Here is a 17,780-nt window from a genome sequence, read left to right on the forward strand (position 1 = left end):
TCCTCGGACGGCCTGGAGCCTGACGTGTCGCGGCTCCCTCCAGCCTGCCCCCCGGGGCGCGCCCGGGCAACGGGCGCGCAGGCCCGTCGCCCGGCTCCGGCCCCGGTTCGGACGGTGGGCGGGAGCGGCCGGGCTGCGCGAGACTGGGCGCATGCCGGAGCTGCCCGAGGTCGAGGCTCTCGCCGCCTTCCTGTCCGAGCGGCTGTCCGGGCGGGAGATCGCCCGGGTGCAGCCGGTGGCGATCAGCGCGCTCAAGACCTACGACCCGCCGGTGACGGCGCTCGAAGGCCGGGTGGTCGGCCCGGTGACCCGGCACGGCAAGTTCCTGGACGTCGAGGCCGGCGGCCTCCACCTGGTCGTCCACCTGGCCCGGGCCGGCTGGCTGCGCTGGAAGGACCACCTGCCCGAGGAGCCGCCGCGGCCGAGCGCGAAGAGCCCGCTCGCCCTGCGGGTGCGGCTGGCCGGGGAGGCCGGCGACGGATTCGACCTCACCGAGGCCGGGACCAGGAAGGGCCTGGCCGTGTACGTGGTTCAGGACGCCGGGCAGGTGCCCGGCGTCGCCCGGCTCGGTCCCGACCCGCTGGACCCGGGGTTCACGCAGGCGGACTTCGCCGCCCTGCTGCAGGGCGAGCGGCGCCGCCTCAAGGGCGTGCTGCGGGACCAGAGTGTGCTGGCCGGGGTCGGGAACGCCTACTCGGACGAGGTGCTGCACGCGGCGCGGATGTCCCCGTACAAGCAGGCGTCGAGCCTGAGCGAGGACGAGACGGCCCGGCTCTACGGGGCGCTGGTCGGCACGCTGCGTGAGGCGGTCGAGCGCTCCCGCGGGCTCGCGGCGGGGGAGCTGAAGACCGAGAAGAAGCTCGGCCTGCGGGTGCACGGTCGCACCGGGCAGCCGTGCCCGCTCTGCGGGGACACCGTGCGTGAGGTGTCCTTCGCGGACTCCTCGCTGCAGTACTGCCCGACCTGCCAGACCGGCGGCAGGCCGCTGGCCGACCGCCGGCTCTCCCGGCTGCTGAAGTAGCGCGCCGGGCCGCGGACCGGCCCCCGCCCGGCCCGCGGTCCGGGCCCTACGGCTTCCGGGCGACCGCGCCCCAGTAGTAGGCGGCGTGCGGGTCGGCCGGCGGCTCGCCGTCCGGGTGCCAGGCCATCACCGGGGCGACACCGGGCTCGACGAACTCCCAGCCGTCGAAGAACCGCTCGACCTCCTCGCGGGTGCGCGGCACCAGGGTCATCCCGCCGGCCCGGGCGGCCGCGGTGACCTTGGCGACGCTCTGCGGGTCGAAGTCCTGGGTGGGGTGGGTCAGCGCGAGGAAGCTGCCGGAGGGCAGTGCGTCGCGCAGGGCGGCGACCTTGGCCCACGGGTCGTCCTCGTCGGCGATGAGCATCAGGACGGCGATCATCAGCAGGCCGACCGGCTGGTCGAGGTCCAGGGTGGCGGTGAGCGCCGGGTCGCCGAGCAGCTCGGCGGGTTTGCCCAGGTCGGCGTGGATGTAGGTGGTGCGGCTGTTTGGCGAGGAGACCATCAGGGCCCGGGCGTGGGCGAGCACGATCGGGTCGTTGTCGACGTAGACCACGCGGGTGCCGGGGCTGACCGACTCGGCGATCTGGTGGGTGTTCGGCGAGGTGGGGATGCCGGTGCCGAGGTCGAGGAACTGGCGGATGCCGTACTCCTGGGCCAGGCGGCGCACGGCGCGCTTCTGGAACGCCCGGTTCTCCCGGGCCATCGCCTTGATGCTGGGGACGGCCTCCTCGATGGCCAGGGCCATGGCGCGGTCCGGAGGGAAGTTGGTCTTGCCGCCGAGCCAGAAGTCGTACACGCGGGCCGAGTGGGGGGTGCTGGTGTCGACGCCGAAGCGCTCCCACTGGCTCGGCTCGGCCTCCTGGTCGGCGGGACCGGCGGGGAAGTCCTGACTTGTCGTCATGGCCACGTCCTCTGGGCGCAGATCATCACACTGGGGATGGTCAGCGTAGCGGCCCGGGCCGTAGCGCGGTCACCGCGCGCACCGGCCGGACGGTCTCCGGCGCCCGCGGCCGCCCGGTGTGGGCCGTCGGAGTGACGCTGGGGGCCGTCGGGGTTGCCCGTGGGAGGCGCGGAGGCGGACGGGGGAAGCATCGAAGATGCTGTCTGATCGTCATATTACTTCGCGCAGGTTGCTGCTGGTCGCCGCCGGGATGTCACTGTTGGGCGTCGCCGGCTGCCGGGGGGTCCAGGACGGGGTCGGAGCGCCGGAGGCCGGGGCCGCGGGTGCTCCGGAGACGCCCGGTGCCGCTCCCGGCCCCGCCTCCGGGCCGCCGTCGCCGGCCGGTTCGCCGTCGGCCGGTTCGCCGTCCGCGTCCGCACCCCCGTCCGCCCCGGTCCCGTCCGCCGCCTCGGCGCCGCCCGCCGCGGTGGGCGCGCCGGTGGCGGCGCCGCGGGTGCTGACGGCGGCCGAGTCCAAGCCGGTGTACGAGCTCGACGGCCAGAAGCGGGTCGTCGCGCTCACCATCGACGACGGCCCGGACCCGCGGCACACCCCGACCGTGCTCTCCCTGCTGGAGCAGTACGGGATCCGGGCCACCTTCTTCCTGATCGGCGAGAACGCCGCCCAGCACCCCGACCTGGTGCGGGAGATCGCCGCCCGGGGCCATCACATCGCGAACCACACCTGGACCCACCCGGACCTGCGGCAGCTCACCGAGGGCGGGATCCGCGACGAGCTGGAGCGCACCTCGGACCTGCTGCACCGCACCACCGGGAGGCAGCCGACCTGGTTCCGGGCCCCGGGCGGGGACTGGTCCACGGCGTCGCTCAAGGTGGCCGCCGACCTCGGGATGCGCAACATGGCCTGGTCGGTGGACCCGCGCGACTGGGCCCGGCCGGGCACGAGCGTGATCACCGACCGGGTCCTCAAGGACGTACGGCCGGGCGCGATCGTGCTCAACCACGACGGCGGCGGGGACCGTTCGCAGACGGTGGCGGCGCTGAAGACGTACCTGCCGGTGCTGATCGACTCGGGGTACTACTTCACGGCGCCGCCCAACTGACGGCGGGTGAGGGGAGAGCGCTGCGAGTAGCGGGATCCATGGCTAAACCACTCGAACGAGTGGATCGGAAGAACCGTTTCTGCGGTTTGTGGACATCTAGGGTGATCTCGCACCAATTCTCCCGGTGCCGCTTAATGCCACCCGAAAGGCCCCTTCCCCATGCGTCTCCGCAACACCGCGATCGCCGCCGCCAGCGCGGTCGCGCTCGTCCTCGCCGTGCCCACCTCCGCGAACGCGGCGACCGGTGAATTCCTCTACAAGGTCGGCCCCGGAGTCCCCGCCGGCATGGCCGACCCGCGCAGCGGCCAGTGCATCGACGTGTTCGGTGCGACCGAGGATCACCCCGCGTTCGCGCCCGAGAACTTCACGGCCTCGACCGCCACGGTCTTCCTCGACTTCCAATGTGACGGCGACGTCTTCTACGTCATGAACCCGGGCAAGAGGCTCGGCGACCGCCTGAAGTTCCGGTCCGTCGTCTTCTCCTGAGGCGAACTCAGGAGCAGTTCCGGCGATGGGCGGGACGGTTCGGCGGTCGGTCGGTTGAGACCGTTCCGGTGACTCGACACCGGGAGCGGCCGTGCCCCCGCCGATCGCCGGGCTGCCCGCCCGGGTGTGCGGACCACCGATCCCCCTGGCCGCGCCGGTGCTCGCGGCGGCCGGCTCCGGCGCCCACCGCGTGCTCGGGGGCGGCGCTCCGGGCCGAGACCCTGGACACCCCGCACGAGCCGGACCCGGTGCCGCCGCCCCGGCTGCCCGCCCTCGCCGAGCCCGGTCGGTCTCCGAAGCGGATCCGCGGCCGGGGGCGGTGCGGGCAGCGGCTGGCGGGGGAGGCGCGCGCTGGGGCGCGGTCGGCCTCGCCTACGGGAAGCGCTCCGAGGTGCCCTGGCCGCCGGGGCGGAAGCCGGGCACGGGCCGGCGGCGTGCCCGGGGCGGGGCGGCGGCGTAGCGTGACGGGGGGAGGGTTCGTGAAGGTCCCGCCGGCGGAGGAGGCGCGATGTCCGTTCGGGAACCGGACCCGGCGAAACAGGAGGAGTTCGCGGGTCGCACGGTGCAGGTGCTGAACGACGCCTGCCTGGGATTCATGACGAGCCTCGGCCACCAGACCGGGCTCTTCGACACCATGGCCGGGCTCGAACCGTCGACGAGCACCGAGATCGCCGACGCCGCCGGGCTGAACGAGCGCTACGTCCGCGAGTGGCTGGGCGGGATGGTCGTCGGCGGCTTCGTCGAGTACGACCCCGACGGGGCCCGCTACCGGCTGCCGCCCGAGCACGCGGCCTCGCTGACCCGGGCCGCGGGCCCCGAGAACATGGCCGGCCTGATGCAGTACCTCGCGCTGATGGGCGAGGTGGAGCAGCAGATCGTCGAGGCGTTCCGCAGGGGCGGCGGCCTGCCGTACTCGGCGTACCCGCGGTTCCAGGCGCTACAGGCCGAGGAGAGCGCCCGGGTCTACGACCTGGCGCTGGTGGACGGGATCGTCCCGCTGGTGCCCGGGCTGGCCGACCGGATGCGCGCCGGCATCGACGCGCTGGACATCGGCACCGGTGAGGGGCACGCCGTCAACCTCCTGGCACGGGCCTTCCCGGCCAGCCGGTTCACCGGCGTCGACATCTCGGAGAAGGGCATCGGCACCGCCAAGGCCGAGGCCGCCCGGCGCGGCATCGACAACGCCCGCTTCGAGGTCGTCGACTCCGCCGAGCTGACCGGCGCCTACGACCTGGTGACCGCCTTCGACGTCATCCACGACCTGGCCCGCCCGGCCGAGACGCTGGCGGCGGTCGCGGGGGCGCTGCGGCCCGACGGCGTCTTCCTGATGGGCGACATCGCCGCCAGCAGCCGGCTGGAGGAGAACGTCGACCACCCGCTGGGACCGGCGCTCTACGCCTTCTCGACGTTCTACTGCATGACGGTCTCGCTCGGCGAGGGCGGCGCGGGGCTGGGCACGGTCTGGGGCGAGCAGACCGCCCGGCGGATGCTGGCCGAGGCCGGGTTCGGCTCGGTCGACGTCAAGCAGGTGGAGGGGGACGTGCTCAACCTGTACTACCTGGCGCGGCTGAACGGCTCGGCGGCGTGACCGGAGCGGTGCGCCGGTCGGGGCGCGCCCGCAGGTGGCCCCGCCGGACGGTCGGACGTAGGTTCGAAGGTGTCCGGGCTCCGCACGCGAAGGAGGGCGGCGATGACCGGCAGCGGCTACGCACACCCCGAGGCCCTGGTCCCCACCGAGTGGCTTGCCCACCACCTGGACGACGGGACGATCCGCGTCGTCGAGGTCGACGAGGACACCGCCGCGTACGAGCGGGGGCACGTCCCCGGCGCGGTCGGCTGGAACTGGACCACCGACCTGCACAGCCGGGTGGGACGCGACTACACCGACCGCGAGGGCGTGCAGCACCTGCTGCGCGCGGCCGGCGTGGAGGACGACACCACGGTGGTGCTCTACGGCGGCAACGACAACTGGTTCGCGGCCTACGCCTACTGGCTGCTGCGGCTGCGCGGCTTCGAGCCGGTGAAGCTGCTCGACGGCGGGCGGAAGAAGTGGGAGCTGGAGGGCCGGGAGCTCACCGAGGAGGTCATGGACTACCAGCGCACCGGCTACCGACTGGAGGGGCCGGAGCACCCCGAGGTGCGGGCGCTGCGCGACGAGGTGCTGGCCAAGGCGGAGGTGTTCGCCAAGCCCGGATCCGACGCGGTGCTGGTGGACGTCCGCTCGCCGGCCGAGTTCCGGGGCGAGGCGCTGGCGCCCCCGCACCTCCCGCAGGAGCAGGCGCAGGTGCCGGGGCACATCCCCGGCGCGGTGAACATCCCCTGGTCGCGGGCGGCCAACGACGACGGCACGTTCCGCTCGGCGGACGAGCTGCGGGCGCTGTACGGCGCGCAGGGCGTGGAGTCCGAGCGCGAGGTGATCGCCTACTGCAGGATCGGGGAGCGCTCCGCGCACACCTGGTTCGCCCTGACCGAGCTGCTCGGGTTCCCGCACGTCAAGAACTACGACGGATCGTGGACGGAGTACGGCTCGCTGGTGCGTGCACCGGTGGCGCTCGGGGCCTGATGCGGCGCGCGGGCGGCTACGCCATTTCGGCCTGTTTCTTCGCATGAACATTTCAGAAGACAGGAGTGCGCCCGGGCTCACCGGGACAGGGATCGTTGCGACCCACTGTCCCAGTGACCCCGGAGGACCACCGTGCGCAAGAGGCTGATCGTCTCTGCCGCCGCCAGCGCTCTCGCCCTGCTGCTCGCCGTCCCCGCCTCCGCCGCCCAGGCCGGACCGGGCGCCGCGGGCATCGGCGACGCCTACTACCCGAACGCCGGCAACGGCGGGTACGACGTCTCGCACTACGACCTGCGCCTGAAGTACCAGCCCGCCACGGACGAACTGGAGGGCACCGCGACCATCCTGGCCACCGCGACCCAGGACCTCACCCGGTTCAACCTGGACTTCGTGCTCGGGGTGAAGGAGGTCCTGGTCAACGGGCGCACCGCCGGGTTCGCGAGCACCGGCGAGCAGGAACTGGAGATCACCCCGGCCCGGACGCTCGCCAGGGGCAGCACGGTCACCGTGGTGGTCCGCTACGCCGGCAGGCCCGGGGAGGTGGAGCGCGGCGGCTACTCCGCCTGGCTGCGCACCCCCGACGGCGGCGTCGCGGCGAACGAGCCGGAGGGCTCGGCCTGGTGGTTCCCGAGCAACGACCACCCCACCGACAAGGCCACCTACGACGTCTCCGTGCTGGTGCCCGACGGCACCCAGGCGATCAGCAACGGCCGCCTGGTCGGCCAGAGCTCCAAGGCCGGCTGGACCCGCTACAGCTGGCGCGAGACCGACCCGCAGGCGACCTATCTGGCCACCCTGGCGATCGGCAGGTTCGACATCCGCACCGACACCACCCCGGGCGGGCTGCCGGTCACCACCGCGTACAGCAGGGACCTCGGCGACAACGACGGTGCGGCGCGGGCCAGCGTCGAGCGCACCGGCGAGCTGGTGGACTGGCTCAGCGAGTACTTCGGCCCGTACCCGTTCAAGTCGGCCGGCGGCTACGTGCCCAACGTGCCCACCGGCTACGCGCTGGAGACCCAGACCCGGATCTTCTACAGCCCGGCCCAGTTCGCCCGCGGCTCCAACACCTCGGTGGTGGTCCACGAGCTCGCCCACCAGTGGTACGGCGACAGCGTCTCCGTCCAGCGCTGGAGCGACATCTGGCTCAACGAGGGCTTCGCCCGCTACTCGCAGTGGCTCTGGTCCGAGCACGAGAACGAGGGCACGGCGCAGGAACTCGCCGACTACGTCTACTCCTCCCACCCGGCCGGCGACGCCTTCTGGACCGTCAAGCCCGGTGACCCGGGACCGGACCACCAGTTCGCGGGCGCCGTCTACGACCGGGGCGCGGCGGCGGTGCAGGCGCTGCGCAACGCCGTCGGCGACGAGAAGTTCTTCCGGATCCTCAAGGGCTGGCCGGCCGAGCGCCGCTTCGGCAACGCCACCATCCAGCAGTTCCAGGCGTACGCCGAGCGGATCTCCGGCAGGCCGCTCGCGGACCTGTTCCAGACCTGGCTGTTCACGTCCGCGAAGCCGGCCGCCTCCTCCGCGGGCGTCCCGGCGGCCGTGGCGGCCGCAGCCGGGGCGCCGGGTGCGGCGGGCCTGGCGCCGGGCGCCGGGGAGCAGCCGCGGGAGCCGAAGTCGTGGAAGAAGATCCAGGAGACCAACTCGGTTCACGGGCAGCGGCACTGACCGGGTGACGGGTGCGGGGCGCCGCCGGGAGGCGCCCCGCACCGCGGATCTAGAAGGAGCGGGCCTCGGTGACGATGAGGTCCTCGATCCCGTAGAGGAACCGCTCCATCCCGGCCCTGGGCAGCACCGAGCCGTCGGCCGTGAGCGCCAGCCGCAGCGCGTCCGCGGTCCGGAGGGCGTCCAGGGCGTAGGTGAGCCCGGGGCGCGGCTCGAACACCCGGGGCCAGTCGAGGGTGGTCCGGGCGAGCGCCTCGGCGAGGGTCTCGCCGCCGGCCGCGCACTCCGCGGCGCCGGGTGCGGCGCCGCCGTCGGCGGGGACCACCGGGAGCAGGTCGCGGGTGTCGTTGACGATGCACGAGCGGTCGGCGAGCGGGCCGTGCTCGGCGGTCAGCCGGGCGATCTCCTCGTCCAGCAGGCGCTTGTCGAAGTAGGCGTGCCGGTAGGTGGCGATGGCGGCGGCGTGGGTCCGCCGGACCAGTGCGCCGAACTCGTCCCCGACGTCGGGGAGGTGGAGCAGGCCGTCGCCGGCCACCACGCTCACCGCGTGGGCGAGACCGGGCAGGAAGCGGTTGTTGACGACGACCTGCAGGACGGCGTCCGGCGATCCGGACAGTCGCGCCGTCATCGCCGCGACCGCGGCGAGCAGGACGGAGGAGCCGCTCGCCCGGTGGCCGGCCGCGACGAGGTCGACGGCGCGCAGCAGCGCGGGCGAGTCGAGCACGGCGTTCGGGAAGGGTGACGCAGCATCCTCCAGGGCCGGGGGGAAGAGCCGCGGCGGGCCCGAGCGCAGCTTGCGCACCGCGTGCGCGCGGGCGTTGGCGTCGCGCCGCAGGCCGCGCGGGGAGGTCTGGAACTCGGCCTCCTCCAGCGGCTGCTGGGCGGGCCGGCGGTCGCGGATCCCGGCCGGCGGCACCCCCAGGGACAGTTCGGTGAGGTCCGCCACCAGCAGTCCCATCCCGGCGCCGTCCACCGCCGTGTGGGAGAGCACGAGGGAGATGTGCCGGACGTCGCCGCCCTGCTCGACCAGGCCGACCCGGATCGGCCACTCCCGGGCGCAGTCGAACGGCAGCGCCGCCAGCTCGTCGTGCAGCGCGGCGCCGGCCGCGGCCGCGCCGTCGGGGCCGCCGTCGGCGCGGCGGAGGTGTACCGCCAGCCGGCCCGCCGGGTCGACGGTCTGCCGCAGCCTGCCGTCCGCGTCCGGGTGGAGCCGGGTGTGCAGGGAGTCGTGCAGGTGGAGCAGTTGCTCCAGGGCGCCGAGCACCACCGGGAGCGGTAGGCCCGGGTCGAGCGGGGCGGCGGTGGTGATGTTGTAGCGCGGCGCGTCGGCGGGCGCGAGCCGGTTGACGGCGTCCCAGACGGCCTGCTGGCCCCAGGTCGCCGGTCCGGTGCCGGACCGGCCGGACGAGAAGGTGATCTCCAGCTGCTGACTCGTGGTCACGTGTGCTCTCCGATGGGCGGTTCTGGGTGCGGTCGGTGCCGGTGCGTGGGGAGCGCAGGTGTCGTCCGGGAAGAGTCTGGCGCACCGCCCGCCCCGGCGTCGAGAGCGGTGCCGGCCGGCCGGCGGCCTCAGGCCCGGTCGGCCGTGACCACGTGGTAGTCGATCAGGCCGTCCTTCCAGGCCGTCAGGAAGTGGCGGGTCCAGTGGCCGGGCGGGACGGTGTCCTCCAGGTAGCGGTCGAGGCCGGGCCAGACGTGGGCGCCGATGGAGTCGGCGGTGACGCCGGTGAACCCGGCCGCGGCGAGGTCGGCGGTGAACGGGCCGAGCGGGTGGGCGACGTCCAGGCCGTCGGCGAAGCTGCCGAGCAGGATGGCCAGGCGCTCGGCGACGTCGGGGCCTTCGGCGGTGAAGAAGGTGGTGACGACCAGCCGGCCGCCCGGGCGCAGGACCCGGGCGGCTTCGTGGGCGAAGCCGGTGAGTTCACGGAAGTGCTGGGCCGCCTCGACGGAGTAGAGGCCGTCGAGGGCGGCGTCGGGGAAGGGCAGTTCGTCGGCGGCGCCGAGGGCGTAGGCGAGCCGGTCGGGGTAGGTGGCGAGGGCCTTGGCGTTGACGGCCCGGGCGCGCTCGATCTGGTCCGGGTGGATGTCCACGCCGGTCACCGCGGCGAAGCGGAACTCGCGCAGCGCCAGGGCGGAGCCGAGCCCGCGGCCGCAGCCGACCTCGGCCAGCCGCCGCCGTTCGTGCGGCTCCGGGAAGCTCCGCAGCACCCGCCGGTAGAGCTGCTCCTGGCTGTGCACCCGGTCCTCGGGGCCGACGGCGGTGAGGTCGATGCCGCTCCAGTCGCCGAAGTTGATGAAGCCGCCGGCGAAGCTGGCCGCCTTGGACAGGTCGTCCACGCCGTAGGTGCGGCGCACGGCTGCGGGAATGCGGTCCTGGTTCATGGGCTGCTCGGCTTCCTCGTCGGTCGGTGCCCGGCCCCCGGGCGATGACGTACGTACCCAAACCGGTGTGCGTCCGAACGCGCCCTGTGACGGGTGGGGTGCGGGGCGGGGTCAGCCGTCCGACCGGGCGGGCGGCGTCGTGGTGCGGGGGGTGCGCGAGCTGCGGGCCACGCCGAGGAGGAGGAGGCCGCAGGCCGCCACGAGCAGCCAGCCGGGGCGGGAGGCCCGGGCGAGGTCGGCCGGGTCGGTGCCGGAGACCAGCGCTCCGGCGACGGCGATCCCGACCGCCGAGCCGAGCTGGCGCGCGGTGGAGGTGATGGCCCCGGCCACCCCCGCACGGGACGGCGGGAGGCCGCCGACCGCGGTGTTGGTGATCGGCGCGTTGGCGAAGCCGAAACCGATGCCGATCAGCAGGAGGGCGAGCACCAGCAGCGGGGTGACGGTGTCCGGGCCGAGGACGGCGAGGCCGAGGCCGCCCGCGGCGGTGAAGGCGCCGGCGAGCAGCAGCGGCAGCCTGGGGCCGTGCCGCCCCACCAGGGTGCCGGACCACGGGGCGCAGACGGTGGCCCCGAGGGCCATCGGCAGGGTGGCCAGGCCGGTGGCGAGTGGCGTCCAGCCGCGGGCGTGCTGGAGGTAGAGAGTGTTGAGGAGCAGGGCGGCGCTCAGCGCCGTGAACACGGCCACCGCGCCGAGCGCGGCCGCGGCGAACGGCGGGCGGCGGAACAGCCCGAGGTCCATCAGGGGTTCGTCGCGGTGCAGTTCGACCCGGACGAACCCGGCCGTCGCCAGCGCGGCCAGGGCGTAGCCGGCCACCGCCCAGGGCGATGCCCACCCGAGCCGCGGGCCCTCGATGAGCAGGCCGACCACGGTGCACAGGGCCACGGTGAGGAGCGCCTGGCCGGGCGGGTCGAGCCGCCTGGCGCGCTCGCCGTGGGACTCCGGCACGTACCGCGCGACCAGCACGAGGGCGACGACGACGACCGGGGCGTTGATCCAGAACACCGACCGCCAGCCGAGCGCCGCGATCAGCGCGCCGCCGGTCACCGGGCCGGCCGCCAGGCTCAGCCCGAACACCGAGGCCCAGATGCCGATCGCCCGGGCCCGCTCCCGGGGGTCGGGCAGCGCGGCCACCACGATCGCCAGGGCCACCGGGCTCAGCATCGAGGCCCCGATGCCCTGGACGGCGCGGGCCGCGACCAGGACGCCGAGCGACGGGGCGACCGCGCAGGCCAGGGACGCGGCGCCGAAGACCAGCAGCCCGCAGCGGAACACCCGGCGCCGTCCGAAGCGGTCCGCGAGCGCGCCGGAGACGATCAGGAGGCTGGCCAGGACCACCGTGTAGGCGTCCACGACCCACTCCAGGCCGCGGGTGCCGGTGCCCAGGCCCGACCCGATCGCGGGCAGTCCGACGTTGACGATGGTGGTGTCCAGGCCCACCAGGAACATGCTGAGTGCGCAGACGGCCAGTACCGTCCAGCGCCGGCGCGCGTCCGATGCAGGTGGCGCAGCCGCGATCGTCGTGGTCAAGGGTGGTCCTCCGGTCCGTGACGGGGTGTCGCCCCATGCTCGGACGGTCCGGCGCCGTGGGCCCAGAGAGTTTGCCGTGACGGCAAATCGATTTTCCGCAACGGGCCTCACGGGTGCCGGCGGGCCGCACCCCGGCCGGGCGGTCAGCAGAGGGCGTCCCAGTGGTGGAGGGCGGCGAAGGCGGCGGTGCGCTCGGCGGACGTGGCGCTTCCGGGTGCGGCGGTCAGCAGGTAGTCGGCGACCGGGGTGAGCAGCACGGTGGCGTCGGGGGTGGACAGCAGCCGCGCCTCGTCCCAGTCGTGGCGGATGACCGTGCGCCGCAGCAGGCTGCCGTGCCGGGCGAGGACGCGGGGGGCGACGCCGACCTCCGTGCGGCGGCGGTGCTCGGGCGCGAGCTCGGCCTCCAGGGCGGCGCGGACCGGGCCGAGCCGGCCGAGCGGGGTGTGGGCGGCGGCGAGGTCCAGGAGCGCGGCGGCCTCGGGTGCGACGCGGTAGGCGGCGATGACGGCGGCGGTCTCGTCCGGTTCGAAGGGCTGCTCGGCGAGCGCCGCGACGTCGACCACGTCGTCCGGGCGGAACGCCCGGGTGAGGCCCTCCTCGGCGAGCGCGATCAGGCACTCGACGTGGTCGTCGGCGACCAGGTACGGGCGGACGGGCACCCCGGCGCCGTCGCCGGCGAGTGCGGCGGTGACCAGGCGGACCCGGTACCACGGATCGACCAGCGGGTCGTCGGCGGGCCACTGGACGGTGACGGCGGTGTGGTGCGGGCGGTCGCCGAGCAGGGTGACCTCGATCCGCTCCACGGGGTGCTCGGTGACCAGCCGGATCACCGCCTGCCAGAGTGCCGCCTCGCCGGGGGCGACGAGGTCGAGGTCGTTCTGCGGCCGGAGCAGGCCGGGCGGGTAGTACCCGGCGATCGGCAGCCCGCGGATGGCACGGATGCCGGTGGCGCGGGCGAGGTCGCGGGCGAGCCGGACGTAGTGGTCCGCGCGGGCGCGGGCGCGGCGGAGCTCGGCACGGGCGGGCTCGCCCATCCGGACGTCGTCGCGGGCGAGGGAGGAGAGCACCAGGTAGGGCAGGCGGCGGCTGGCGCGGGCGCGGCGGAGCAGTTCGGCCGGCCCGTCGGCCGGGTCGACGTCGAGCAGGTGGTACAGCAGTGCGGTGTTCACGGACGTCCGCCTCCGAGGATCTCGTCATGGCCCGATGCCACCGGCGGCCGACGGCGGGGCGGGCGGATCCGGGGCGCGGGCCCCCGGCCGTCAGGGCGGCGGCCGGGGCGGGGTGTGCCGACCCGTGGCGCAGCGGCCTTGGGCGGTGGGGGAGTTCGGGGCACGGAGGTTCTCCCCGCGCCGGGGGTCAGGGCGGTGCCGGGGCCGGGCCGGACCGTCCCCGGCGGCCCCCGGTACGGTTCGATTCTGCCGGGTGGGGTTCAACGTCCGGTCACCGCACGCTCAACGGTGTCTCGACACCGGGCGCGACGCTGTGATTAATAGGTGAAACAGATGTGACGTGTGCACGGGCGGGGGCGGGCACGGTCCGGGGTGGCTGGGGGCTGGATTTGGGCGATCTCCGTTTTTCGTTACTCGGTCTGATGCGCGCTCACCGCGGCGCGGCGGTGCTCAAGGTGGGCAGTCCGCAGCAGCAGGCCATGCTGGCCGTGCTGCTGCTGCGGCCCGGGCACGCCGCGAGTGCCACCGACCTGATCGCGGCGCTGTGGGGCGAGGAGCCGCCGAACGCGGCGATGACCACCGTGCGCACCTACGCCTGGCGTTGGCGCAAGATCCTCGACGAGGGGGCCGAGGCCGGCGCCGGCGGGGAGGGCCGGGCCGCGCCGAGCGTGCTGGTCTCGATGGGCGACGGCTACCGGCTGCTGCTGCCGAAGCTCGCGGTGGACGCGGCGGAGGCGGAGTCGCTGGCCGCCGAGGCCGAGCGGACCGCGGCGGCCGGGCAGCCGCTGCGCGCCCGCGACCTGCTCAACCAGGCCCTCGACCTCTGGCAGGGCGAGCCGCTGGCGGGTATTCCGGGGCCGTTCGCGGAGCGGCACCGGCAGCGGCTGGAGGAACTGCGGCTGACCCTGCTGGAGGAGCGGATCGGCCTGGACCTCGGGCTCGGCCGGTACTCGCGCTGCATCCCCGAGCTGACCGCGCTCACCACCGAGCACCCGTTGCACGAGCGGGCGTACGGGCTGCTGATGCGCGCGCTCTACCAGGCGGGGCGGCAGGCGGACGCGCTGGCGGTCTTCCGGGGCGTGCGGCAGTTGTTCCTGGCCGAGCTGGGGGTCGGGCCGGGCGCCGAACTGGAGCTGTTGCACCGGCGGATCCTGGAGGGCGACCCGTCCCTGGCCGCGCCCGAGCGGGTGCGCGCCGAGTCCGCGGCGGCCGGGAACACGGGGCCGGAGGCACCGGCCGCCGAGGCGGAGGGGCCGGCGGAGCCCGCGGCGGAAGCGGAGGGTTCCGGCTGGGCGGACCGGCCGGCCGCCGTGCCGAGACCCGCCCAGCTCCCGCCGGACGCAGCCGACTTCACCGGCCGGACGGCGACCGTCCGGGTGCTGGACGAGGCGCTCGGCACGCCGTCTGCGCAGGCCCTGGTGGTGGCCACCGTGGTCGGCATGGGCGGCGTCGGCAAGACGGCACTGGCCCTGCACGTCGCACACCGCGTCCGGGACGCCTACCCGGACGGCCAGCTGTACGTGGACCTGCGCGGCTCGGATCCCGTCCCGGCGGATCCGGAGGCGGTGCTGAGCGGGTTCCTGGTGGCGCTCGGCGTGGCCGCGGACGCGGTGCCGGACGGGCTGGACGCCCGCTCCGCGCTGTTCCGCTCGGTGGTGGACGGTCGGCGGCTGCTGATCGTGCTCGACAACGCCAAGGACGCCGCACAGATCCGGCCGCTGCTGCCGGGAGCCGTGGGCTGCGCGGTGCTGACCACCGGCCGCATCCGGCCGGCCGGGCTGCCGGCCACCGTCCAGGTCGACCTGGACGTCTTCCAGCCCGACGAGGCGCTGGACCTGCTCGGCCGCACCATCGGCGCGGAGCGGCTGGCCGCCGAGCCCGAGGCGGCGCTGGAGCTGGTGGTGGCCTGCGGGCACCTGCCGCTGGCGGTGCGGATCGTGGCCGCCCGGCTGGCGGCCCGGCCGAGCTGGACGGTGGCGACGCTCAGCCGCCGCCTGCAGGTGGAGCGGCGGCGGATCGACGAGCTGCGGATCGGTGACCTCGCGGTGGCCGCGGCCTTCGAGCTGAGCTACCGCCAGCTGACCGCCGACCAGGCCAGGGCCTTCCGGCTGGTCGCCTCGGTGGACGGGCCGGACATCGGCCTGCCGGCCGCCGCCGCGCTGCTCGACCTCGACGAGTACGACGCGGAGGACCTGCTGGAGACGCTGGTGGACGTGGCGATGGTGGAGTCGCCGTTCCCCGGCCGCTACCGATACCACGACCTGCTGCGGGCGTTCGCCCGGCGGCGCCCGGCCGAGGGGGCCGGTCCGGTGGACGGCGAGGCGGAGGCGCCGGCCGCCCGGGACCGGCTGCTGGACCACCTGCTGGCCACCGCCTGCACCGCGTTCCAGCACGCCGTGCCGGGCGACCCGGCGGCCGGCGCGCTCGGTCCGGCCCGGTCGGCCGGCGTGCCGCTGGCCGGTCGGGAGGCGGCACGCGAGTGGGCGGCGGCCGAGGGCGCGGGTGCGGTCGCGCTCGCCGCGCAGGTCGCGGCGCTCGCCGTCGGCCCGGCCGGGGGAGCTCCGCAGGCCGGCGCCGGGGAGGCCGGCGCAGCGGCGGTGGAGCAGGCCGGGCCGGGAGGCGCCGACGGGCGGGCACTGCGGGCGGCGATCGACCTGCTGATCGCACTCACACCGTTCGTGCTCACCCCGCCGAGCCGTCAACTGTCCGCCACGGCCGAGGCGCTGGCCGCGGCGGCGGCCCGGAACCAGGATGCGCGCTCCGAGGGACGGGCGCACTTCCTGCGCGGCAACGTCGCGCTGGCTGCGACCCGGCTGGACGCCGCCGAGGCGTCCTCCCGGCAGGCGGCCGAACGGGCGCGGGCCGCGGGGGACACCGTGATCCTGCGGCAGGCGCTCAACGACCTCGGCCTGATCTGCCAGTTCCTCAGCCGCTTCGACGAGGCCGTGGACCACTACGACGAGGCGCTGCTGCTGGCCAACCGGCTGGGGCACCGGTCGGGCGCGCTGGTGACGACGGTGAACGCCGCGCTGGCCAGGGTCCGCAGCGGCCGGGCGGACGAGGCGGTGGCGATCTGTCACGAGGTGCTGGCCGAACTGCGCACCCGGCAGGACGATCCGGGCCGGGCGTACACGCTGTACGTCCTGGGGCTGGCGTTGCACGGGCTGGGCCGGCACGAGGAGGCGGTCACCTGGTTCGGCGAGTGCCTGGCGGTGGCGGTGTCGGCCGGACTGCGCGACCGGGCCGCGCACGCCCGCTACCGGCTGGCGGACAGTCTGCGCTCGCTCGGGCGGGCGGGGGAGGCGTTGGAGCAGGCGGGGCAGGCGCTGGAGCTCTGCGAGGAGCTGGGGGCGGAGCGGGACCAGGCGCAGGCGCTGGTGGTGCTGGGCCGCTCGCTGGCCGAGCTCGGACGCGGGGCCGAGGCGGGGGCACGGCTGCGGCAGGCGTTCGAGATCTTCCGCCGGCTGGGGCTGCCCGAGGCGGACGAGGTGGCCGGGCTGCTGCGGGAGCCGGCGTTCGCGCTGGCCGATCCGTAGCGGCCGGGCGGGCCGGGGAGCGGGACGGAACGGAACGGGCCGGGACGGCGCCGGTGCTCAGGAGCCGGTGCTGTTCCAGTCCCCGTGGCCGCCGCCGTTGCCCGGGTCGGTGGTGCCGGTGCCGGTGCCGGTGCCGGTGGACCCGGTGCCCGTCGAACCGGTACCGGTGCTGCCGGTCGTCGTGGTCGTGGTGGTGGTCTGGCCGGTGCCGGCGGTGTCGTCCGCCGCCGCGGTTCCGGCGGTGCCGAGGGCGATCACCAGGCCGAGGCCGGCGGCGGCCAGGCGGATCCGGGTGCTACCGAGGACCGAGTGCTTCGCCATGACGTCTCCCTATGGTGTCTTCCCTGGTGGGAAGGGGTCTTCCGGGCTGGTGGGACCAGCATGGCAAGCGGCGTTCAACGGCCGATCGACGCGCGAGCACCGTGCGTCGACCGGCCTCGTTGATCGGCCGGTCGACCGTCCGGCCCCGTGTCCGGCCCCGTGTCCGGCCGCGTGCCCGGAGCGGCTCCCGCGCGCGCCGTCGGGGACCGGCCTACTCGCGGATCTCCAGCGTGCAGCACTTCACGCTGCCACCTCCCTTGAGCAGCTCGGAGAGGTCCATCGCGATCGGCCGGAAGCCCCGCTCGCGCAGCCGGGCGGCCACCCCGGCGGCCGGCTCCGGGTGGATGACGTGCAGGCCGTCGCTGACCACGTTGAGCCCGAACGCCTCCGCGTCCGCCTCGTCGACCAGCACCGCGTCCGGGAAGAGCTGCTGCAGCACCCGCCGGCTGCCCGCGGAGAACGCGCCCGGGTAGTACATGATCTCCTCGCCGTCCAGCACACTGAGCGCGGTGTCGAGGTGGTAGAAACGCGGGTCGACGAGGTCCAGGCCGACCACCGGCCGGCCGAGGAACTCCTGTGCCTCGGCGTGCCCGGCGGAGACGCTGCGGAAGCCGCGCCCGGCGAGCAGGTAGCGGCCGGTCAGCAGGATGTCGCCCTCGCCCTCGTTGACGTGCGCCGGATCGTGGGTGGCGAAGCCCCGGGCGCGGAACCACTCCAGGTACGCCGGCCCCTCGGCGGCCCGCTCGGCGTTGCGGAACCGGGCGCCGAGCACCCGGCCGTCGACGACGGTGGCGCCGTTCGCCGCGTAGACCATGTCGGGCAGGCCGGGCAGCGGGTCGATCAGGTCGACCCGGTGACCCAGCTCGCGGAAGAGCCGGTACAGCCGCTCCCACTGGGCCACCGCGAGGCCGGTGTCCACCGGCTCGGCCGGGTCCATCCACGGGTTGATCGCGTAGCTGACCTCGAAGTGGGTCGGACGGCACATCAGGTACCGCCGCGGGCGGGCGGTGCGGGCCGTGGCGGCCGGGGCGGACGCGGTGCCGGCGCTCGCGCCGGGACGGCTCAGCGTGGTGGCGGTCATGGAAACTCCGGAGGACGAGG

At 75.2% G+C, this 17,780-nt stretch carries 14 protein-coding genes; 7 read left to right on the forward strand and 7 right to left on the reverse strand.

The features are described 5' to 3' along the window. Positions 1-151: 151 nt before the first annotated feature. The gene (locus ACF9IK_RS30945) at positions 152-1,021 is read left to right on the forward strand and encodes an Fpg/Nei family DNA glycosylase (RefSeq protein ID WP_395297363.1); all 870 of its coding nucleotides are present in this window, start codon (positions 152-154) and stop codon (positions 1,019-1,021) included. A gap of 46 nt (positions 1,022-1,067) precedes the next feature. Here the strand turns inward: ACF9IK_RS30945 and ACF9IK_RS30950 are convergent, their stop codons facing one another. Then, positions 1,068-1,922 (reverse strand): SAM-dependent methyltransferase, encoded by an 855-nt coding sequence (locus ACF9IK_RS30950; protein ID WP_395297364.1) that lies wholly within the window; start codon positions 1,920-1,922, stop codon positions 1,068-1,070. A 229-nt stretch (positions 1,923-2,151) separates the two neighbouring features. Here ACF9IK_RS30950 and ACF9IK_RS30955 point away from each other — a divergent pair, with 229 nt between their 5' ends. The 5 genes from ACF9IK_RS30955 to ACF9IK_RS30975 all read left to right on the forward strand — a co-directional run bounded on the left by ACF9IK_RS30955 (position 2,152) and on the right by ACF9IK_RS30975 (position 7,747). Then, positions 2,152-3,024, forward strand: coding sequence for a polysaccharide deacetylase family protein (locus ACF9IK_RS30955; RefSeq protein ID WP_395297365.1), 873 nt, complete (start codon positions 2,152-2,154; stop codon positions 3,022-3,024). A 159-nt stretch (positions 3,025-3,183) separates the two neighbouring features. Beyond that, positions 3,184-3,510: a hypothetical protein gene (locus ACF9IK_RS30960; RefSeq protein WP_395297366.1), complete on the forward strand. Its 327-nt coding sequence runs from the start codon at positions 3,184-3,186 to the stop codon at positions 3,508-3,510. Between the two features lie 508 nt (positions 3,511-4,018). Beyond that, the gene (locus ACF9IK_RS30965) at positions 4,019-5,098 is read left to right on the forward strand and encodes a class I SAM-dependent methyltransferase (RefSeq protein WP_395297367.1); all 1,080 of its coding nucleotides are present in this window, start codon (positions 4,019-4,021) and stop codon (positions 5,096-5,098) included. Positions 5,099-5,200: 102 nt separating this feature from the next. Next, the gene (locus tag ACF9IK_RS30970) at positions 5,201-6,073 is read left to right on the forward strand and encodes a sulfurtransferase (RefSeq protein WP_395297368.1); all 873 of its coding nucleotides are present in this window, start codon (positions 5,201-5,203) and stop codon (positions 6,071-6,073) included. A gap of 132 nt (positions 6,074-6,205) precedes the next feature. Beyond that, complete coding sequence (locus ACF9IK_RS30975; protein ID WP_395297369.1) at positions 6,206-7,747, forward strand: M1 family metallopeptidase; 1,542 nt, start codon at positions 6,206-6,208, stop codon at positions 7,745-7,747. A 49-nt stretch (positions 7,748-7,796) separates the two neighbouring features. Here the strand turns inward: ACF9IK_RS30975 and ACF9IK_RS30980 are convergent, their stop codons facing one another. The 4 genes from ACF9IK_RS30980 to ACF9IK_RS30995 all read right to left on the reverse strand — a co-directional run bounded on the left by ACF9IK_RS30980 (position 7,797) and on the right by ACF9IK_RS30995 (position 12,822). Then, entirely contained in the window at positions 7,797-9,185 is a 1,389-nt protein-coding gene (locus ACF9IK_RS30980) for a condensation domain-containing protein (protein ID WP_395297370.1), read from the reverse strand. A 128-nt stretch (positions 9,186-9,313) separates the two neighbouring features. Next, a complete protein-coding gene (locus ACF9IK_RS30985) occupies positions 9,314-10,126 on the reverse strand; it encodes a class I SAM-dependent methyltransferase (protein WP_395297371.1) in 813 nt (270 codons plus the stop codon). A gap of 111 nt (positions 10,127-10,237) precedes the next feature. Then, positions 10,238-11,653 (reverse strand): MFS transporter, encoded by a 1,416-nt coding sequence (locus tag ACF9IK_RS30990; RefSeq protein WP_395297372.1) that lies wholly within the window; start codon positions 11,651-11,653, stop codon positions 10,238-10,240. 143 nt (positions 11,654-11,796) lie between these two features. Beyond that, on the reverse strand, positions 11,797-12,822 hold the full coding sequence (locus ACF9IK_RS30995) for a hypothetical protein (RefSeq protein ID WP_395297373.1): 1,026 nt from the start codon (positions 12,820-12,822) through the stop codon (positions 11,797-11,799). A gap of 422 nt (positions 12,823-13,244) precedes the next feature. On the opposite strand from ACF9IK_RS30995, the gene ACF9IK_RS31000 reads away from it, so the two are divergent. Then, positions 13,245-16,358 (forward strand): AfsR/SARP family transcriptional regulator, encoded by a 3,114-nt coding sequence (locus ACF9IK_RS31000; RefSeq protein WP_395297374.1) that lies wholly within the window; start codon positions 13,245-13,247, stop codon positions 16,356-16,358. 57 nt (positions 16,359-16,415) lie between these two features. Here ACF9IK_RS31000 and ACF9IK_RS31005 read toward each other — a convergent pair whose 3' ends face one another. Together ACF9IK_RS31005 and ddaH are read right to left on the reverse strand one after the other, a co-directional pair. Continuing rightward, positions 16,416-16,679, reverse strand: a complete 264-nt coding sequence (locus ACF9IK_RS31005) for a hypothetical protein (RefSeq protein ID WP_395297375.1) — start codon at positions 16,677-16,679, stop codon at positions 16,416-16,418. A gap of 211 nt (positions 16,680-16,890) precedes the next feature. Then, positions 16,891-17,760: a dimethylargininase gene (gene ddaH / locus ACF9IK_RS31010; RefSeq protein ID WP_395297376.1), complete on the reverse strand. Its 870-nt coding sequence runs from the start codon at positions 17,758-17,760 to the stop codon at positions 16,891-16,893. Positions 17,761-17,780: the final 20 nt, after the last annotated feature.

The organism is Kitasatospora hibisci (assembly GCF_043950205.1).
Classification (GTDB): domain Bacteria; phylum Actinomycetota; class Actinomycetes; order Streptomycetales; family Streptomycetaceae; genus Kitasatospora; species Kitasatospora hibisci.

What these genes read in the sequence shown, in the direction of transcription:
- ACF9IK_RS30970 (WP_395297368.1), top strand. Translation starts at nt 5,201, where the DNA reads ATGACCGGCAGCGGCTACGCACACCCCGAGGCCCTGGTCCCCACCGAG.
- ACF9IK_RS30950 (WP_395297364.1), bottom strand. Translation starts at nt 1,922, where the DNA reads ATGACGACAAGTCAGGACTTCCCCGCCGGTCCCGCCGACCAGGAGGCC.
- ACF9IK_RS30965 (WP_395297367.1), top strand. Translation starts at nt 4,019, where the DNA reads ATGTCCGTTCGGGAACCGGACCCGGCGAAACAGGAGGAGTTCGCGGGT.
- ddaH (WP_395297376.1), bottom strand. Translation starts at nt 17,760, where the DNA reads ATGACCGCCACCACGCTGAGCCGTCCCGGCGCGAGCGCCGGCACCGCG.
- ACF9IK_RS30960 (WP_395297366.1), top strand. Translation starts at nt 3,184, where the DNA reads ATGCGTCTCCGCAACACCGCGATCGCCGCCGCCAGCGCGGTCGCGCTC.
- ACF9IK_RS31000 (WP_395297374.1), top strand. Translation starts at nt 13,245, where the DNA reads ATGCGCGCTCACCGCGGCGCGGCGGTGCTCAAGGTGGGCAGTCCGCAG.
- ACF9IK_RS30985 (WP_395297371.1), bottom strand. Translation starts at nt 10,126, where the DNA reads ATGAACCAGGACCGCATTCCCGCAGCCGTGCGCCGCACCTACGGCGTG.
- ACF9IK_RS30945 (WP_395297363.1), top strand. Translation starts at nt 152, where the DNA reads ATGCCGGAGCTGCCCGAGGTCGAGGCTCTCGCCGCCTTCCTGTCCGAG.
- ACF9IK_RS31005 (WP_395297375.1), bottom strand. Translation starts at nt 16,679, where the DNA reads ATGGCGAAGCACTCGGTCCTCGGTAGCACCCGGATCCGCCTGGCCGCC.